Source organism: Bacillus sp. JJ1521 (genome assembly GCF_036965165.1).
Taxonomy (GTDB): domain Bacteria; phylum Bacillota; class Bacilli; order Bacillales; family Bacillaceae_L; genus Ferdinandcohnia.
Window position 1 is genome coordinate 1 of the sequence record NZ_JBALOX010000034.1, and the last position, 18,441, is coordinate 18,441.

At 38.2% G+C, this 18,441-nt stretch carries 19 protein-coding genes; 8 read left to right on the forward strand and 11 right to left on the reverse strand.

Going from position 1 to position 18,441, the window contains the following annotated elements:
- Positions 1-200 precede the first annotated feature (200 nt).
- Entirely contained in the window at positions 201-980 is a 780-nt protein-coding gene (locus V7147_RS06175) for a Cof-type HAD-IIB family hydrolase (RefSeq protein WP_335366981.1), read from the forward strand.
- An 88-nt stretch (positions 981-1,068) separates the two neighbouring features.
- Here the strand turns inward: V7147_RS06175 and V7147_RS06180 are convergent, their stop codons facing one another.
- The 4 genes from V7147_RS06180 to V7147_RS06195 form a co-directional block, all read right to left on the reverse strand.
- Positions 1,069-2,004 carry an aldo/keto reductase gene (locus V7147_RS06180; protein ID WP_335366982.1) on the reverse strand — a complete coding sequence of 312 codons (936 nt, stop codon included), beginning with the start codon at positions 2,002-2,004 and terminating at the stop codon, positions 1,069-1,071.
- A gap of 18 nt (positions 2,005-2,022) precedes the next feature.
- Positions 2,023-2,376 carry a cupin domain-containing protein gene (locus V7147_RS06185; protein ID WP_335366983.1) on the reverse strand — a complete coding sequence of 118 codons (354 nt, stop codon included), beginning with the start codon at positions 2,374-2,376 and terminating at the stop codon, positions 2,023-2,025.
- Between the two features lie 19 nt (positions 2,377-2,395).
- The gene (lsrK, locus tag V7147_RS06190; protein WP_335366984.1) at positions 2,396-3,961 is read right to left on the reverse strand and encodes an autoinducer-2 kinase; all 1,566 of its coding nucleotides are present in this window, start codon (positions 3,959-3,961) and stop codon (positions 2,396-2,398) included.
- Positions 3,962-4,184: 223 nt separating this feature from the next.
- On the reverse strand, positions 4,185-5,102 hold the full coding sequence (locus V7147_RS06195; protein WP_335366985.1) for a sugar-binding transcriptional regulator: 918 nt from the start codon (positions 5,100-5,102) through the stop codon (positions 4,185-4,187).
- Between the two features lie 303 nt (positions 5,103-5,405).
- On the opposite strand from V7147_RS06195, the gene V7147_RS06200 reads away from it, so the two are divergent.
- The 7 genes from V7147_RS06200 to V7147_RS06230 all read left to right on the forward strand — a co-directional run bounded on the left by V7147_RS06200 (position 5,406) and on the right by V7147_RS06230 (position 13,438).
- The gene (locus tag V7147_RS06200; RefSeq protein WP_335366986.1) at positions 5,406-6,911 is read left to right on the forward strand and encodes a sugar ABC transporter ATP-binding protein; all 1,506 of its coding nucleotides are present in this window, start codon (positions 5,406-5,408) and stop codon (positions 6,909-6,911) included.
- Complete coding sequence (locus V7147_RS06205; protein WP_335366987.1) at positions 6,904-7,905, forward strand: ABC transporter permease; 1,002 nt, start codon at positions 6,904-6,906, stop codon at positions 7,903-7,905. Before V7147_RS06200 ends, V7147_RS06205 begins: the two co-directional genes overlap by 8 nt.
- Positions 7,906-7,913: 8 nt before the next feature.
- On the forward strand, positions 7,914-8,921 hold the full coding sequence (locus V7147_RS06210; RefSeq protein ID WP_335366988.1) for an ABC transporter permease: 1,008 nt from the start codon (positions 7,914-7,916) through the stop codon (positions 8,919-8,921).
- Positions 8,914-9,999: an autoinducer 2 ABC transporter substrate-binding protein LsrB gene (gene lsrB / locus V7147_RS06215; RefSeq protein WP_335366989.1), complete on the forward strand. Its 1,086-nt coding sequence runs from the start codon at positions 8,914-8,916 to the stop codon at positions 9,997-9,999. Before V7147_RS06210 ends, lsrB begins: the two co-directional genes overlap by 8 nt.
- A 61-nt stretch (positions 10,000-10,060) precedes the next feature.
- On the forward strand, positions 10,061-10,942 hold the full coding sequence (lsrF, locus tag V7147_RS06220; protein WP_335366990.1) for a 3-hydroxy-5-phosphonooxypentane-2,4-dione thiolase: 882 nt from the start codon (positions 10,061-10,063) through the stop codon (positions 10,940-10,942).
- Between the two features lie 170 nt (positions 10,943-11,112).
- A complete protein-coding gene (gene pepF / locus V7147_RS06225) occupies positions 11,113-12,903 on the forward strand; it encodes an oligoendopeptidase F (protein ID WP_335366991.1) in 1,791 nt (596 codons plus the stop codon).
- Positions 12,904-13,078: 175 nt separating this feature from the next.
- A complete protein-coding gene (locus V7147_RS06230; RefSeq protein WP_438824559.1) occupies positions 13,079-13,438 on the forward strand; it encodes a YkvA family protein in 360 nt (119 codons plus the stop codon).
- 22 nt (positions 13,439-13,460) lie between these two features.
- Here the strand turns inward: V7147_RS06230 and V7147_RS06235 are convergent, their stop codons facing one another.
- From V7147_RS06235 to V7147_RS06265, 7 genes are all read right to left on the reverse strand, one after another.
- The gene (locus V7147_RS06235; RefSeq protein WP_335366993.1) at positions 13,461-13,712 is read right to left on the reverse strand and encodes a LexA family protein; all 252 of its coding nucleotides are present in this window, start codon (positions 13,710-13,712) and stop codon (positions 13,461-13,463) included.
- The gene (locus V7147_RS06240) at positions 13,702-13,929 is read right to left on the reverse strand and encodes a hypothetical protein (protein WP_335366994.1); all 228 of its coding nucleotides are present in this window, start codon (positions 13,927-13,929) and stop codon (positions 13,702-13,704) included. Before V7147_RS06240 ends, V7147_RS06235 begins: the two co-directional genes overlap by 11 nt.
- An 88-nt stretch (positions 13,930-14,017) precedes the next feature.
- The gene (locus V7147_RS06245) at positions 14,018-14,176 is read right to left on the reverse strand and encodes a L,D-transpeptidase (RefSeq protein WP_438824560.1); all 159 of its coding nucleotides are present in this window, start codon (positions 14,174-14,176) and stop codon (positions 14,018-14,020) included.
- A complete protein-coding gene (locus V7147_RS06250) occupies positions 14,173-15,183 on the reverse strand; it encodes an NAD-dependent epimerase (protein WP_335366995.1) in 1,011 nt (336 codons plus the stop codon). Before V7147_RS06250 ends, V7147_RS06245 begins: the two co-directional genes overlap by 4 nt.
- Positions 15,184-15,189: 6 nt before the next feature.
- Positions 15,190-16,365, reverse strand: coding sequence for a hypothetical protein (locus tag V7147_RS06255; protein WP_335366996.1), 1,176 nt, complete (start codon positions 16,363-16,365; stop codon positions 15,190-15,192).
- Positions 16,362-17,426 (reverse strand): glycosyltransferase, encoded by a 1,065-nt coding sequence (locus V7147_RS06260; protein ID WP_335366997.1) that lies wholly within the window; start codon positions 17,424-17,426, stop codon positions 16,362-16,364. Before V7147_RS06260 ends, V7147_RS06255 begins: the two co-directional genes overlap by 4 nt.
- A gap of 139 nt (positions 17,427-17,565) precedes the next feature.
- Positions 17,566-18,219: a hypothetical protein gene (locus V7147_RS06265; RefSeq protein WP_335366998.1), complete on the reverse strand. Its 654-nt coding sequence runs from the start codon at positions 18,217-18,219 to the stop codon at positions 17,566-17,568.
- Between the last annotated feature and the right edge of the window lie 222 nt (positions 18,220-18,441).

Here is an 18,441-nt window from a genome sequence, read left to right on the forward strand (position 1 = left end):
AAGTTTCACTGTATCTCGCGGTAAGATCAAAGACTAAAACTCCACTTCCTGTGAGCCAAAAATATGGGCGCAAATATGCCTTGGCGTATTTGATTTAGTATTCTTTCGGAACTGTCTCATTTGTTTAAAGTATGAAAATAATGTATCGTATGTGTTATGTGTAATTCAGACAATAGCAAAATAGAAAGTAGGAATATGAAGTGAAAGAACGAAGCCTTATCTTTTTTGATATAGATGGAACACTTTTGAACCATAAAAAACAACTTCCGGCTTCAACAAGGGAAGCCATTTTTAAACTAAAGGAACTGGGACATGAGGTTGCCATTGCTACAGGTCGGGCTCCTTTTATGTTCGAAGACCTGCGTGAAGATCTCGGAATCGGTACGTACGTTAGCTACAACGGTCAATATGTTGTATTAAACGGAGAAGAAATTTACACAAATCCATTAAATGATGAAGCTCTTATCCAATTAGCAGAAAAAGCACTGGCTAATAATCACCCTGTTGTCTTCATGGACCACGAGGACATGAAAGCAAATGTACCGGAGCATGAGTTCATCACAGAGAGCATTGCAACTTTAAAAATCAAAGGCTTTCCAACCTATGATCCAAAGTATTACGAAGGTCGTAAATTGTACCAATCGCTTTTATTCGTCCAAGAAGGGGAAGAACCGCAATACGAAAAAGAGTTCAAGGACTTTGATTTTGTGCGCTGGCATCCTGTATCCGTTGACGTCATCCCAAGTGGTGGCTCAAAAGCAAAGGGAATTGAAAAGCTTGTTGAAAAATTAGGAATCCCAGAAGAACGAGTATATGCCTTTGGGGACGGTTTAAATGATTTGGAAATGCTCACCACGATTCACAATAGTGTAGCGATGGGGAATGGGGTTGATGAAGTTAAAGAAGTGGCTAAATTTGTCACAAAGTCCGTGGAAGAAGACGGAATTGTGCACGGACTAAAAATGGTAGGGTTATTATAAAAAAGGGAAAAGCGAAAGAAGAGTAAAACTCAGCTTTCGCTCCTTTTTTTAGGGATGTAGGGACAAGTAGAATGAAGAACCTGTCTTATCAGGATTTAAAAATCATATCTATCTCCTGAATTTCTTTCTGGGTTAATTTTATGTCTAAGGCCTTAAGATTACTAACGATTTGGTCAGGTCTTTTTGCACCTGGAATGACAGAATCAATTCCATCACGTGTTAAGTACCAAGCAAGAACCAGATGGGCCATTTCTACATTTTTTGATTCGGAAATCGCTCGTAATTGCTTTACCTTTTCAAGATTCTGCAAGTATGTTTCCTCTTTAAAATAAGGCAATCGTGCACGAAGATCAGTGAACGTGGAATCCTTTGAAAATTTACCCGTTAGTAACCCTGCTGCTAAAGGATAGAATTGAATAAAGGAAATATTATTTTCAATCGTATAAGGGATAATGTCATTTTCTAATGCTCTATCTAATAAATGATAACCGCCTTGATATACATCGATATACCCATCAATATTGGCTTCTTTTAGTTGATCAATCGAAAAATTTGATACACCGATTACCCTTATTTTCCCTTCATCTTTGAGTTCTTTTAATGCCCCGATGGCTTCAGCTTTTGGCGTTGCTTTATCAGGTTTATGAATATAGTAAATATCGATATAATCAGTTTTTAGTCGTTTTAAACTTTCTTCAACCTCTTGTTTTAAAAAAGAAGGGGAGTTATCAAAATGGATTTTTTGATTAATTAGTTTAGGTCCGCCCTTTGTTGCAATAATGACATCAGAGCGATTATTCATCTCATTAACGACTTCTCCAATTAACTCTTCTGATCGACCAAATCCATAACTATAGGCAGTATCTATAAAATTAATATCATGCTGAAATGCAGTTCTAACTAAATCCTTTCCAACCTCATCATCAAGATTAGAATAGATATTATGGCCCCCAATCGCGTTTGCTCCTAACCCGACTGGATTCACATATATATCAGTCTTACCTAAGCGAACCTGTTTTGCCATTCTAAACAGCTCCCAATATTAATTATAAGGCTTATAATCAACGTCAACTTTATCTTTTTCCTGATAAGGAGCAAGCATAAAGGCAGCTTTAAAATCCGTTTCTCCTTTATTCACGAGATAATGAACTTTTTTCGGCTCAACATGGATAAAGTCCCCCTTTTTACAAAAGAAAACCTCGCTATCAATGTGGATTTCCAATTCACCTTCAAGAACAAAGAAATTTTCCTCCATTACATTATGGTAATGAGCGGGGAAGTCCTGACCGGGTCTTAAAACAACTACACCGAAATTCATCCTCGGACCTCTTTGTAGATATTTTGGACCGCTATCACCAAATCTGTATTCCCTTTCATTCTCATTAATAACTGTCATTCTCACCACTCCAAGTTCATTATTTTAATCCAGGTGCTATCCACAAATGATCCGTTAAACCGGTATCTGCTAGTTCAAGCTGGTGCTTGTAAATGTCTTTCCACTTTCGGTATAAGACGTCATACATTTCACGATTTTCTTGATTTGGCAAATAGGTTTTTTCAAAATGAATGACTTTCGATATGGCATCATTAAAATCCTTATAAACCTTCGCTCCCACACCTGCACAAATAGCAGCGCCTAATGCAGTGGATTCTCTTACTGTGGGAACTTTTATTGGCTTATTAAGTACATCAGATACAATTTGACACCACAGTTCGCTTTTCGAAGCGCCACCTGCAAAAATAATGGAATCAGGTGAGGTTTTTGTTATTTCATTCACTAATTCAATATTGCCCTTTGTTACAAAAGCTGCATTTTCCATGATCGCTCTATAAAAGCTTGCTTTATTAAACTTCTCGGAATCTAATTTGAAGTTAATAAAACCAGGTGAAGCATGCTTCCAGGATTTATAATTCATTTGATCGGAAAAAGTGCAAAGCAACCCATAGCTTCCGGCAGGAATGGCTTGTGCTCGTTTTTCCATCTGAGCATAGATACTTACACCCGTTTTATCTTGAATGTCCTTCTCAAGCTCACAAAAGCTATCCCTAAACCATCTCATTACTAAGCCAGGGAAAAAGGCAATCGCTTCGTACTGCCAGGTATCTGGTGCAGCATGGCAATTGACTCGAACCCTGCATTCTTCATCCATTACCACATGATTTGTTGTATATTCGTATTGCCAGAAGCTACCTCCAAAAACAGCAGCATCTCCTTCTTTAATCACTCCTACACCAATACAACCGAGCTGTGCATCCCCACCACCAGCAACAACGAGAGTTTGAGGACTTAACCCTGTGAGTGCCGCCATTTTATCTGTTACAGTTCCAATCACCGTACCACTTTCGTATACAATTGGAAAAATATCATCTCTTAGGTTTACTTTTTCGGCAATGGAAGGATCCCAAAACCTATTTTTTAGGTCAAAAAGTCCCGTGGTACAGCCATTTGAAGGCTCCACTGAGATAATATCTGTAAGCCGATAAGTGATCCAATCATTAAGCATAGTAACGTATTTTATTTTTTTATATGTTTCAGGGAGATTATTTTTAACCCAAAGGATTCTTGGGATGGCACCTAAGGAAAATGTCTGACCAGAGAGTGTATAAATCTCGGATTCTATTGAATCGCTTTGGCTATAAAGATTAGAAACTTCATGATTTGAACGTGAATCTACATTTGCACATGCCCATAGTTCCTTACCTTCTTCGTCATATAAAACAATTGCTTCTCTCATGCTCGTCGTAGAAATAGCAAGAATATCCTGTGGAACAATGTGACTTTTGACAATTGTTTCTTTAATGAGCTCAGTGATGATCCCAATATTATTATTGATATCAAAATCCATAGATCCCGGATATCGCACGTCCTCATGATGCGTCCATTCAGCTTGTGAAACACATACCTCTTGCCCAGATGTGTCAAATAAGATCACTCTCACACTGCCAGTTCCAGCATCGATAGCCATTAGGAATTTCCCCATTCTCCCGATTTCCCCCTTAATATTAAAAATGGTAGTACAAAAGAATACAGTTGATTTTGGCTACTAGTTGGTAGGAGCGGAAGATGCGAGACTCCTGCGGGAAAAGCGCGTCCATGGGAGACCCCAAAGGAGCGCAAGCGACGAGGAGGCTCCCGGACCGCCCGCGGAAAGCGAGTATCTGTAGCGGAAATCAACAGCAAAAAGCTTGGATATAAAGTACACTTTAAAGCAAATCTTGGGCAACGGCTTCATCAGTAATGAGAACATCAATATATCCCCCTTGAAGTGCACCTATAATTGCATCCTGTTTTTCATATCCACCAGCAACAGCCACTACATGATTAAGGGATTTTAGTACTTCGATTTCAGTACTAATTAGTTGTTTGTGAAAATCTAAATCTAAAACATTACCATCAATGTCGTAAAACTGGCATAATAAATCGCCAACTGCACCTTTTGACTTTAATATTTCAAAGTCATTTGTATTGAAATAGCCTTCTTTTATGATTGTGGCTCTGTCATTTAGAGCACCGATTCCAATTACCGTTAAATTCGTATATGGAATCATGTCTAATATTTTACTAACCGATTGTTCCTTTAGTAGATGCTCTGCAATATTTTTAGAGGAAACGATTAAGGGGGAAGGAACAATATAATGGTTGTAATTTGGGTTTGTATAATAGTCTGACCTCGTATCAATTGCGGTAGGCATGTAGAATTTTACACCGCCGGATAAAGAAACAAATGTCACCTTGTACTTGGTAGAGATTCGCAAATGTCCTAATGTTCTAGATACAGCTTCCCCATAACCAATACTGATCATCGTGTCACTTGTGATTCGATCTTCTATGTACTGGGCAGCAGCTATCGTCAAACTTTCAACATTATTTTGATTTGACGTAGGGACGATAATGATATCTTTTAAATTATATTTTTCCTTAATCTTATTTTGGAGACTAAGTTTATCGATTTCTTCTAAGTTAATTTTGAATTGAATCACATTATTCGTTTTTGCCTTTTCAAGGTATTTAATTACCTTCATTCTTGATAAATTAAGAGAATCTGATATCTCATTTTGGGTTAAACCTTCAATATAATATTGCCATGCGATTTTTACGATTAAGTCATTTTCATAGTTCATTATGATCACTCTTCTTAACTATATTTTTGGTTTATACAAATTATTCATATGCCAACAAATGTTTAAAAATGATACAAACATAACAACCAGGTCGCAAATAATTAGCGTATGTATTTACAGAAAAACCCTTTTATTAAAATGGGTATAATCACAGACCTAGGAATATATATGTAATAAAAAAGTTCTATCGCATATAAAATTTTAATAATTATGAAAATGAATAAATTTATCGGGACTAAATAAAATGTTTAAAACTAAAACAAATGGAGAGCGGTTACAAAGGTAGAGAGAGTGGGGGTTTTTATGAATGTGAAAAACCGGTTGGTGTGGTTAGATGATATTCACAAGTCATTTAACCAAAATGAAGTCCTTAAAGGTGTCTCTCTAGAAATTTATGAATCTGAAGTAATCTCGATTATCGGTGGGAATGGTGCTGGAAAGAGTACACTAATGAAGATTCTTACAGGAGTCTATAAAGCGGATAGTGGGAATATCGAGGTGAATGGAGAAAAGGTGAATCACTTTAATCCTGCCACCGCACATGGAAAAGGAATCTATTTAGTGCCGCAAGAACCTTTATTATTCCCCAATATGACTGTTGAGCAAAATCTTGCAATTGGATTAAATCGGAAAAAGAAAGATCTCAGGGAGCAAGCAATAAAATTAATACACCAACTAGGATGGGATTTTGATTTGAATCGATTTGCCATTTCACTATCGATTGCTGAGCAACAACAAATAGAAATCATAAAAGGGCTTTTACGGAATGCAAAAGTTCTTATTTTAGATGAACCAACGTCGTCCTTAACATTTGCAGAAACGAAAAGCTTGTTCAAGTTAATTGAAAAGTTAAAAGCCGAGGGTGTTGGTATCTTTTATATAACCCATCGACTTGACGAGGTTTTTCAAATATCCACACATGCTGTAATACTAAGAGACGGTAAAGTAACGTTGAAAGGGCACATTCAGGACTTTACGAAGGAAATGTTAATTAATGGATTGTTGCCTTTAGACAGTGAACGAAGCGGAAATGAAGGATTTAATAAAAAATTCGTCAGCCGAGTTCAAGAAGAGCCGATTTTGAAAGTCCAAAACATATGTGGTGATGGCTATAGAAACATTAACTTGGAGGTTTATAAGGGGGAGGTAGTTGGTATAGCCGGACTCGTTGGAGCTGGGAGAACCGAAATTGCAGAGGCGATATATGGAATCAATAAAATTAGTAGCGGAAAGGTTTATTTGAACGGAAAGGATATTACGAATTTATCAGCTAACGAGACAATTGATAGTGGTTTAGCCTATATTCCAGAGGATCGATTTTTAAATGGAACTTTTTCAATTAGTTCGGTAAGCAATAATGTCACTGTACAAGTAATAAAAAATCAGGGTTTCTTCATCAATAAAAAATTGGAAGAAAAAATTACGAAGGAATATGTAAACAAGTTAAGTATTAAAATAAGTGACCAAAATGATGAAATTAAATCATTATCCGGAGGGAATCAGCAAAAGGTAATCATTGCGAGGATTTTATCAACAAACCCGCAACTCATCATAATGGATGAGCCCACTAGGGGGATTGATGCGGCAGCAAGAAGTGATATATATTCCATCATCACACAACTAAAAGAACAAGGATATTCAATATTACTAGTTTCTTCAGATCTAGAAGAAATCGAAAGAATAAGTGATCGTATCTATGCCATTTATCGTGGAACATGTACGGACTGTCTAGGATTCGATGAGATTAATGCAACCAATGTGATGAGCGCAGCTTTCGGTACATTTAAAGGAAGTGATCTAAATGTCTAAAATCATTGGACTCACAAAATATCGAGAGTTTCGAACCATCACTTTCTTGATCATGATTTTTTTACTTGTCGGTCTCGTAAACTCTGACTTTCTTGCGATAGAAAACATCCTAAATTCTGTAAAAAATAGTTTGCTATATATTGTTCTTGCCGTTGGGTTGACTTTCGTTCTATTAACTGGAGAAATTGATATTTCTGTTGGAGCTACAATGGGGCTTAGTGCTGCTGTCAGTGGTGTGATCGTGAGGGATGGAGGAAGCATTTTCCTTGTGTTCATTGTGGCCATTGGCATAGGGGCGCTTATTGGGTTAATCAATGGAATAGGTGTTACGAAACTAAAAATATCTTCATTCATTATGACCCTAGGTATGTTGGAAATTGTGAGGGTTATCCAAGTGATTTACACAGATGGAAAATGGATTGAAAATCTTCCTGCACATTTTAAACAAATTTCACAAATGAAACTATTTGGAATGAACGCATTAGGGATTATTGTGATTTTAACCGTTATAATCCTCCATCTTTATCTCTTAAATAGCAGAAATGGGAGGTATTTCTCTGCGATTGGCGACAATGAGGACGGAGCAATATTAATGGGAATACCCGTAATAAGATATAAAGTCATTTCATTTGTTATTTGTGGGATCTCTGCTAGTTTGGCTGGACTCATATTTGCAAGTCAGGTTGGTTTTATATCCACCACTGCAGGTTTAGGTATTGAAATGACAGTGATTGCAGCAGCCGTTCTTGGAGGGGTTTCCTTAAGCGGTGGCATCGGTTCTGTCATTGGTGCGTCAATTGGTGCCATTATTATGAGTTCGATCAATTCAGCACTTGTATTCTTAAAAGTCCCAGCCTTTTGGAATGCAACCATCTCGGGCTCTCTATTGATTATCATCGTAGTAGTGGATGTACTTATTTTCCGTAGAGCTAACAAGAAAGCCAAAAAGGAGAGATTAAATGCTAGGGTCCTAACCATGCAGAAGGAGGGGTGAAATCCAAGATGCTAAAAAAAATACCGAAGTGGAATTTGGTGCTTTTACTAACGTTAATTGGCGAAATTATTGTCTTCGGTTTAATTAACCCACGGTTTTGGAATATACATGTCCTTTTAAATAGTTTTAATGATTTTGTAGGCATTGCGATCATCGCCTTTTTTGTAACATTTGTTGTGATTACAGGGGGTATCGATATTTCTGGTGGTTCTATAATTGGACTCACTTCAGTCGTAACGGGAATCTTGGCACAATTTGTTGGAATGAATATTTGGATTGCAGCCCTTCTTGCAGTATTGGTTGGTGGCCTCTGTGGCTTGTTGAATGGCGTTCTCATTGCATATGCCAAAGTTCAAGCCATGGTAATCACTTTAGGCGGAATGCTTTTATATAGTGGAATTGCAATCGTATTAGTAGGCTTATCAGGAACAAGCACATATGAGGGGATTTCTGGATATTCGCAACAGTTTATTAACCTAGCGAATGGCAAACTTTTTGGAATACCACATTCCGTTCTGTTCTTTCTTGTAATACTCCTGATTGCATATATCCTCCTTCACAAAACGAGATTTGGGAGATATATCTATTTAACTGGCATTAATCAAAACGCTGCGGATTACGCTGGTATCGATACGAAAAAGATTATTACGAGCACTTACATTTTATCGGGATTAAGTGCAGGAATAGCTGGAGTCATTTTAACTTCCTATTTAGGAAGTTCTAGAGCAGATTTTGGTGCTGAGTATTTAATGCCTATTTTAACTGCAGTCGTCTTAGGAGGAACATTAATTACTGGAGGTAAAGGGGGTGTTATAGGCACTGCGCTAGCAAGTATCGTTGTTGGTTTCTTAAAACTAGGATTGCAAATGGGAGGAGTTCAGACACAATATATCGGCTTAGCTACAGGTTTGCTTTTAATTTCTTCGGTTGCATTCTTAGGTGTTCCGGGATTCAAGTCCAAAGTTAAAAGGTACTTAACTATTAAAAAGGACAGAGGGGGAAATCTACATGCGTAAATCAAAGTTATTTAAACTATTAACTGGAGTGGCTCTTTTAACATTGTTATTAGCAGCTTGTAGCGGAAAAGATGCTGGCTACAGTACAGATAAGGGTTCCGGCGGAGAAAAAGATGCAAAAGATATTGAAGTCGTCTTTATTCCAAAAATGACTGGGAATGCCTTTTTTGAATCAGGTAATGACGGTGCCCAAGAAATGGCCGAAAAGATTGGATTTAAAGTGAAATATGATGGAGCACCAGAGGGGACAGTTGCAAATCAGGTGCAAATTATAAATAGTGCGGTAAACAGTGGTGCAGACGCAATTGCGATTTCATCCGTTACTTCAGATGGCTTAAATCAAGCGTTACAAAAGGCATTAGATGCAGGAATAAAAGTGGTTACATGGGATTCGGATGTTGACCCTAAATTTAGAACTGCCTATATCAACCAAGGTACACCTGACATACTTGGTGCCATGCTTGTCGATATGGCAGCAAGTCAGTTGAAAAATCCCGATGAAGCACAACAAGTAGCATGGTTCTACTCAAGCCCAACTGTACCTGATCAAAATTCATGGGTTGATTATGCAAATAAATATATGAAAGAAAAGTATCCGAACTGGGAAGTAGTGACAACACAATTCGGTGATGGGAATGAACAAAAATCGTTGCAAGTGGGAGAGAGTATTCTAGATTCATACCCTGATATCGATATCATTATTTGTCCTGATTCAACTGCACTTCCTGCAATGGCTCAAGCTGCACAGAATAAAGGGCTAAATAAAGAAGATGTCATCATTACTGGCTTTGCGTCTCCAAACTCAATGAGACAGTATATTGAAAATGATACGATTGAAAACCATGGCCTATGGGATGTTAAAGATCAAGGAGCACTTGCAGTCTATATTGCGTATTATTTAGCCCAAGGAAATGAACTAAAAGTAGGTGACACTGTTGATGTTCCAGAACTAGGAGCAGTAAAAGTAGAACCAAACAGTGTTCAAGGCTATGAGTATGAAGCTGAAGATTCCGGAATTATTGTATTACCTGAGAGAATCGTATTCACAAAAGATAACACAGGGGATTATGATTTTTAGCCTCTGCCACTTTCTATTTAATACGATTTTCGAGAAATAGAGTAAGGAGAGGAAGAAAAAAATGGCTGATGTAATGGGGAACAAAGTAGCAAAAAAATTTTTAGAGGATATTCCTTTTTCCAATAATGGTAACTTTCATGTAAAAGGAGCAGCAAATTTAGATTGGGGAATGAAGGACCGATTATCAAGAATTTTTAATCCCAAAAGCAAAAGGACGGTTATGCTGGCTTTCGATCATGGATATTTTATGGGACCAACATCAGGTCTTGAAAGATTGGATATCCTTATTCCCAAATTAGCGAATTATGCTGATTGTTTAATGGGGACTAGAGGGGCAATTCGAAGTAGCGTTCCCCCATCATTCAATAAATCAATCGCACTTAGGGCATCATCAGGATCAAGTGTGCTTCAAGATGATTTGAGCCATGAATCAATGGTCGTGGATATTGAGGATGCCATTCGAATGAATGCAAGTGCTATCGCCATCCAAACCTTCATTGGGGCTGATGGGCAAAAGGAAACGATTGAACAATTAAATAAAGCAGTCAATCTTGGAACAAGGTACTCCATTCCAACTATGGGGGTTGTTGCTGTCGGAAAGGAAATGGAGCGCACAACCCAATTCTTCCTCTTAGCAACAAGAATGTTAGCGGAATTTGGGGTGCAAATTGTCAAAACCTATTATTGCGATGATTTTGAAAAGGTAGCCTCGGCTTGTCCAGTACCATTAGTAGTTGCGGGCGGAAAGAAAATTCCTGAAAAAGACGCACTTTCCTTAGCATACAACTCTATCCAAGGTGGGGCAGCAGGAGTTGATATGGGCAGGAACATCTTCCAATCCGATTTCCCTGAAGAAATGATTCAGGCTGTTGGAAAGGTTGTGCATGAAGGATATACGGACAAAGAAGCATATGAGTTTTACTTAGATTTAACGAATCCATAATTTTTGGTGGATTAGATTATTGGTAAAAAGCTTCTGCCTGGAATTTGGTAGAAGCTTTATTTTTTTTCTTTCGGGATAATATTTTCACTTTTATGACAAGTTGGGGTATAATTTACATATATATTTCGTATTACGAAGCATTTTTCAATGTTGGAAAGGGGAGATTTATGATGGCAATACTGCGCTCAGAGGTCCTTGTTGAACAAACATGGAACCTTGAAGATCTATTTGAAACAAATGAAGCATGGGAGAAGGAACTGGCATCAGTACAATCGGATATCCAAACCGTTACACAATTTAAGGGGCGTGTTAGCAAAAATGCTAAGACTTTGTTTGACTGTCTTGTGGCAAAGGATGCCTTGCACGAAAGAGTAATGCGTGTGGTTAGTTATGCGGACCTACATATGTCGGTAGATGGTACAAACTCCGTTTATCAGGCGAACGCTGCTAGAGCAGCATCGTTAATTGCAAATGTGGAAGCAAGCTTGTCATTTATTAAATCGGAATTGCTTACGCTAGACGCAGAAACGATCAAGTCATACATAATAGAGGAACATGGCCTGAAGGAATTCCAAAAAACCTTAACAGATATCCTTGAAGCAAAGGAGCATACCTTATCACCAGATGCTGAGGAAGTGCTAGCTGCTTTTGGTGAGGTTATGGATTCTCCATATATGATTTATCAAAGAAGCAAAACATCGGATATGCAGTTTTCAGCATTTACGACTGATGATGGGGTCGAACATCCGTTAACCTTTAACTCGTTCCCAAACTATGAGGATTCAGCGAATGCAGAATTACGTCGTAAAGCTTCTGTGGCTTTTGCAGAAACACTAGATAAATATAAAAACACGTATGCTGCCACATATGCTACAGAGGTGAAAAAGCAAGTAATTGAAGCGCGTTTACGTGGATTTGAGTCAGTAACAGAAATGCTGTTACATGAACAACAGGTTACGAAGGAAATGTACCTTAATCAATTACATACGATTCAAACTGAATTAGCACCACATATGCGTCGACTTGCAAAATTAAAACAACGCGTTTTAGGTTTAGAAAAAATGTATTACAGTGATTTAAAGGCTCCACTTGATCCGGATTTTAACCCTGAGGTCACATATGAGGAAGCTTCAAAGCTTGTTCTTGATGCCTTACAGGTTATGGGCCCGGAATATGTTGAAATTATGGAGGAAGGAATTCATAACCGCTGGGTAGATTTAGCGGACAATGTCGGAAAACGATCTGGTGCGTTCTGTTCTAGCCCGTATGGCGCCCATCCGTACATTTTAATGACCTGGAATAATTCAATGCGAAATACATTTACACTTGCACACGAATTAGGGCATGCTGGGCACTTTGTGTTAGCGGGTCGCAATCAACGAATCTCAAACACACGTCCTTCACGATATTTTATAGAGGCACCATCGACGATGAATGAGATGCTGCTCAGCAGACATATACTTTCGCAGTCAAATGATGATCGTATGAAGCGTTGGGTTATTTTACAATCTTTAGGTACCTACTACCACAATTTTGTAACACATATTCTTGAGGGGGAATTGCAGCGTCGAGTTTATGAGTTAGCCGATAAAGGAACTCCAATTACGGCGAAAATTCTCTGTGAACAAAAAACAGAGTTGCTCTCCGCATTCTGGGGTGAGGAAGTCGAAATGGATGATCTAGCTGCATTAACATGGATGCGCCAGCCACATTATTATATGGGCTTATATCCATATACGTATTCCGCTGGTTTAACCGCATCAACAGCAGCCTCCCAAATGATTAAAGAAGAGGGTCAGCCTGCGGTGGATCGTTGGCTGTATGCATTAGAGGCGGGGGGAACACTGAAACCACTCGAGTTAATGAAGCTTGCCGGAGTGGATATGTCAACACCAGAGCCTATTAAAAAGGCAGTAGCTTATGTTGGTTCATTGGTGGATGAGTTGGAAAGAAGTTTTTAAGAAAGTTTAATTACCTAGTCACTTGGCTAGGTTTTTTTGTGTAAAAATGAGATAGCAACATAACCTAAGGAAAGTCGAAATTTCATGTTTGGTCCAAGGATTCATTTGTTTCGTTTTGTAGTACAATGTAGTAAAAGATTCAGAACATATAAAATGGGGGATTCACATGGATGAAATGGAAAAGCATTATTCGGATGATAAATTTTGGGAAAAACTTAAAAAGTTTGCCTTAAGAGCAGGCCATTCCGTCGTATACACGGCGCTTTTGCTTTACTATGTGCTCCAAAAGCCTGATCTGCCAGCAAAAGCAAGGGTGACGATTCTTGCGGCGTTAGGATATTTTATTTTTCCAGTTGACCTCATTCCAGACCTCGCTGTAGGTATTGGTTTCACAGATGATCTTGGCGCTTTAGGTGTTGCGCTTTTCCAAGTGGCCATGCATATCGATGAAAATGTCAAAGCACAGGCAAAAGCAAAGCTCGTTGATTGGTTTGGCGAAGATGTCGATACCTCAGATGTAGATGATAAACTGTAGAACGTCTCAACAGAACTACCCCTTATTTTGTCAAGGGTAGTTCTGATTTTATGATGATTGAACGGGGTATTTTCGGTTCATAATGGAGAATCCCTTTTTCCTTGAGACGATCGAGATATGCTTTGATTGTGCTTGTTGAACTCACAGAGATACAAAGTCTTGAAAGTTCACGAATCGTCGGAGCTTTCTGGTGTTTTCTCATATATTTTTCGATTTGTTCAAGTATTTCTTTTTCCGTATGTTCCATTCGCATTTGTACTGTTCTAATTTGCAAATTTGACAACTCCTTTTTTTCTTGGTGCAGCTGCTGATAAGATGCTATCTATTTTGAAGGTTCTTTTTTTATTACGAAGCAAGCAAAAGGCTTTAATTGTAGTCTCCTGGATTTCCAAAACCTTAATTTGGCGTTGTGTAAGGATCCCATTTTGTGATATATAGATGATTTCGATTGGTGTGTGCTGAATTAGGGCACGCTGTAAAGTCCCGCGCATGTCATCATCTCCTTTTTTATATTATACACGAACATATATTCTATTATCAATAAAAATAGGAACGTTTATTCGTATTTTTATAATAAATTTAAGGGTGTATGAAAACAGGGGTGCTAATCGGAACTAGACGTGCCAACTCCTCCACATCTCGTTTGTACATTCGAATACAGCCTCTTGAAACTGAATATTTTATTAATCTTATTTGTGTAACACAAGAAAAGAGACTGTTCAAAACAGACTCTTTCATTTCCACCGATAATACTCCTTATACCACTTCACAAATTCGGTAAGTCCTTCTTCAATTGAAATCTTTGGTTGAAAACCGATCGCTTCATGCAAGTCAGTAATATCAGCGTATGTTTCTTTGACATCGCCAAGCTGCATTGGATACAACTGGATGTTGGCTTGTTTTCCAATTGCTTTTTCCAAAGTCCTAATGAAATTAATCAAGCTTACTGGACTATTATTGCCAATGTTGTAGATTTTGTAGGGTGCATTGCTCGAGCTTGGATCTGGGTTCAATGGGTCCCAGCTAGAGTTCGTAGATGGGGGGTTATTGAGTAAGCCAATAATCCCATCAACAATATCATCAATATAGGTAAAATCCCTTCGCATGTCACCGTTATTAAAGAGCTTGATGGGTCTGCCTTCTAAAATATCTCGTGTAAACAAATAATAGGCCATATCTGGGCGACCCCAAGGTCCATACACAGTAAAAAAACGCAGTCCAGTAATAGGCAGGTTAAAAAGGTGGCTATACGAGTGGGCCATAAGTTCATTTGATTTTTTCGTAGCAGCATATAAACTAACCGGATGGTCGACAGAATCCTTTGTTGAAAATGGAATGCTTGCGTTTGCACCGTATACAGAGCTAGAGGATGCAAATAGGAGGTGATCAACAGGATGATGGCGACAGACCTCTAAAATATTGAGAAATCCAATTAGATTTGAATGGACATATACTTCCGGATGATGGAGGCTGTATCGTACACCTGCCTGGGCGGCAAGGTTAATCACAATATTGATTTTCTCCATTTTAAATAGCTCTTGCAGTTTCCCGGAATCCGCCAAATCCAGTTGAAAGAATGTGAAATTATTATGCTGTTTAAGTCGAAGGAGGCGTTCCTTTTTTAATCGAACATCATAGTAGTTGTTGAGATTGTCAACACCAATGACATGATATCCTTTTTCTAGTAGACGTGTTGATAGGTGAAAGCCAATGAATCCGGCTGCCCCAGTAACTAGAATGCTCATAATTTTCTAACCTTCTTCGGTTAACGGAATGGGGGTTTTTGTCCATTCATCATAGGTTTTTGAATCAAGCCTTTTTACCTGCTCTAAAAACGCCTCTAAAAATCCTCTTTCATGTAAATTTTGAAATAACTCGAGTGGACGATTTTGGTTACGCGTAAATGAATACACATGGTCAACCATTTTAAAGCCATTCTTTGTAATAATAATATGGCGCAGTGGGGCATCGATTTGTTTAAAGCCTGCCTTTTTCTGTTGTGTGAGGATATATAGTAGGTTTCTCGTAACTTCTTCTGAGAGTTTGGACTGTTTTTTTAGGTACGTATTTAGATCTGGTCCTGATAGATATTCCATCACAACATAATTTTGCTCTGCCTCGTGTACCTTTGGAATGAAGGACAAATGTTGGCAGGACAATAAAACATTTTGTTCTTGTTGAGCATGATTGATTTTTCCAAAAACCTTTACACAGCGGTCTTCTGATAGTCGATATACAGCGCCCTGGTGCCCTTTTCCAATCAATGACTGTGAAAAAGAGCTATCAACCTTCACACTCTTACCACTATCGGGTTGCACGAGCATTTTCTTAAGGTTTATTTTTTCATTAAAATAACGGTCCCACTCTTTGTATGTGTCTGGTGCTAGTTTTTGTACCTGCATGAGAAAGGAATCCTTCAAAAGGAGTAATTGTAAATCGCGAATCAATTTAATCGGCACAGGGTGTATTCGTTTATATGCATTTACATGGTCGATAACTTTTAATTTATTTTCTTTCAATTTATTGTTTACGACAAAAATATGACGAAGTGGTGCGTCTAACATTGTGAATTTTGCCTTTTTAAACTCTTCCAACAGCTGAAGTAATTTCTTTGTGATTTCTTCGGGCATATACATGCTTCCAAGGAGATAGTCTTTTAAACAAGGACCATTGAAGTATTCCATCACGATATAATTTTTACCTGTTTCATAAATCTTTGGCATGAAGGGATTCTCTTTTGCGGCTTTATAAGCTTCTTGTTCCATTCTGGCTTTGAGTGGGTCAACATAAATTTTTACACACTTATCCTCGGTGAGTTTAAAAACGGCTCCTTGGGACCCTTTTCCAATCAGAGGATAGGAAGTAGGGTTATAAATTTCTAGCAATTTTTCTGGTTTTGTTACAGTTATTGAAGTGAAATCTTTCATTTTGATCCTCCTAACAGTTCATCATAGAAGCGGGCTTGCTGCTTAAGTTGTGCAGATAACTCGAAGTTTTGCTCTACTTTTTGACGTGCAGTGGTAGCAAATGTGAGCCATAATGATTGGTTAGTCAGCATGTGTTCAAGTGCAAGTGCAAGTTCATCGATATCGTTCTCAGGTACTAAGAATCCATCCACATTATGTGTCACAAGTTCTGGAATTCCTGCATGAGTTGTTGAGATGACAGGGAGCCCTGTTGCCATAGCTTCTTTTACTGTATTTGGAATTCCTTCAACATCTCCATTTGTAGCGGTGAGACTTGCCGCACAAAAGAGGTCCGCATTCTTCATATGTTCATGAACCTGTGCTTTTGGTAGATGCTGCAGCAAACGAAATGAATCACCTAATTTTAATTGGCTAGACAACTTTTTGAGGTAATCCTCCATCGGTCCTCGACCAATAAGTGTTAGAGTTGCATTTGGAAATTTGGGGCGTATTTTTCCAAAGGCCTGAAGTAAAACATGATGTCCCTTTTTTTCTACTAGTCTTCCAATCGAAAGCATATTTTGTGTTCCAGTGAGTTTAGGTGACCGATAGTGAAATTGATTGAGGTCAACACCGCCATATAGTACTCTTATTTTTTTGTCGGGACAGCCCCATTCAATCATTCTCTCTGCCAAAAAATCACAAACAGGGAAAAACATTTCGGTTTGCTTAAAAAGCATTTTCATATGATCTTGATAGGTAAAATGCTGGTCTGCCAAAGTTCCATCCCGCCCCCGAATACTTGTGACCATGGGCAAACCGGTTTGTTCCTTAAAGGGAAGCAAAAGAATTCCCAGTTGCCCATGATGGGCATGAATAAGCTTGATTTTTTGTTTTTTAACAAATTTCTTAGGAGAAACAATGTCATTTAAATAGTGAACCTTATCATTTAAGAGGGACATATCTACCATATATTTTGGCTGTCTAACTAAATGAATGTAATCATAGCCAGGAACATTTCGGATTTGTGGAATGTATTGGGTAGGGTCTACACGTAGGTTTAGGTGCATAGCAGTAGGCAAATCTATCGACTCCTTCTGTTTGTGGTAGTCATTTCAATTACTCTATGCACAAGTGTACTTAGTAGTTTGGACATAATCACTAAAAAGATAGGGTACAAAGGTGGAATTAAAAATGCACCAGGTGATGGCCTGGTGCATTTTATGATTTTGTTGTCATGTTTGAGCTAGGTTGTTGATATGGGCCCGCCATTCTTTTTCCTTGGATACCGTTCATTTCAAGCAATTCAATGATTTTTTCAAGATGGTCTTCTTTTTCAACAACGACAAAATTGACTAATGGAAAAAAACCCTTTACCTTAATCGTTAGCTTATAGCCAAAATTCATGCGGTCATGAATGCCGTACAAATCATGCCAGCGTACAATTCGTTCGACCCTATATTCCTTAACACGGCCATGAGAAAAATATCTCCCTTGTAGGATAATGCCTTTTGGTAATATAAATAGATTTCCGCGATGACGAATAGCACTTATAATGGCGAAAAAGAAATAAGCCATCGAGAAGAAGGAAGACCCTAAGTAGTCAGTTGTAAGGATAACTAACAGCAATACCAAAAGGAGTACGATTGCAACTAAGGCTCCCCATTTGACAAATTTATAAGACTTCGTTGATTTGGAGAGTGCTTCCATTTCCTTATACTCAGTTGGAATAAGGATCCCATAGAACTCCTCCTCCGTCTGTGGGAAAAGAGCCTCTTTAGAAAGATCGACAGCCTTTTTGATGCTCATTCTGTACTGAATTAAATAATACACACCTAATATGAAAATAATTGTGAAAAAGATATTAAGAAACAAGACATCACCCGCTTTGGTTTTACAATATTTACTATCATTATTTTTTCATAAATAGGACCATTTGAAAAGAAAAAAAGACCACAATGAAGTGGTCTTTCCAGTCAACTATAGTCAGCCAGCGTTAACCCTGGCTGACAATAGTTAAAGCCTTCGGCGGATGCCACAGATTTTCAAGGGAAGCTTTTCGAGTCTAGGAACAAAGACTAAGAACGCCACGTCCTG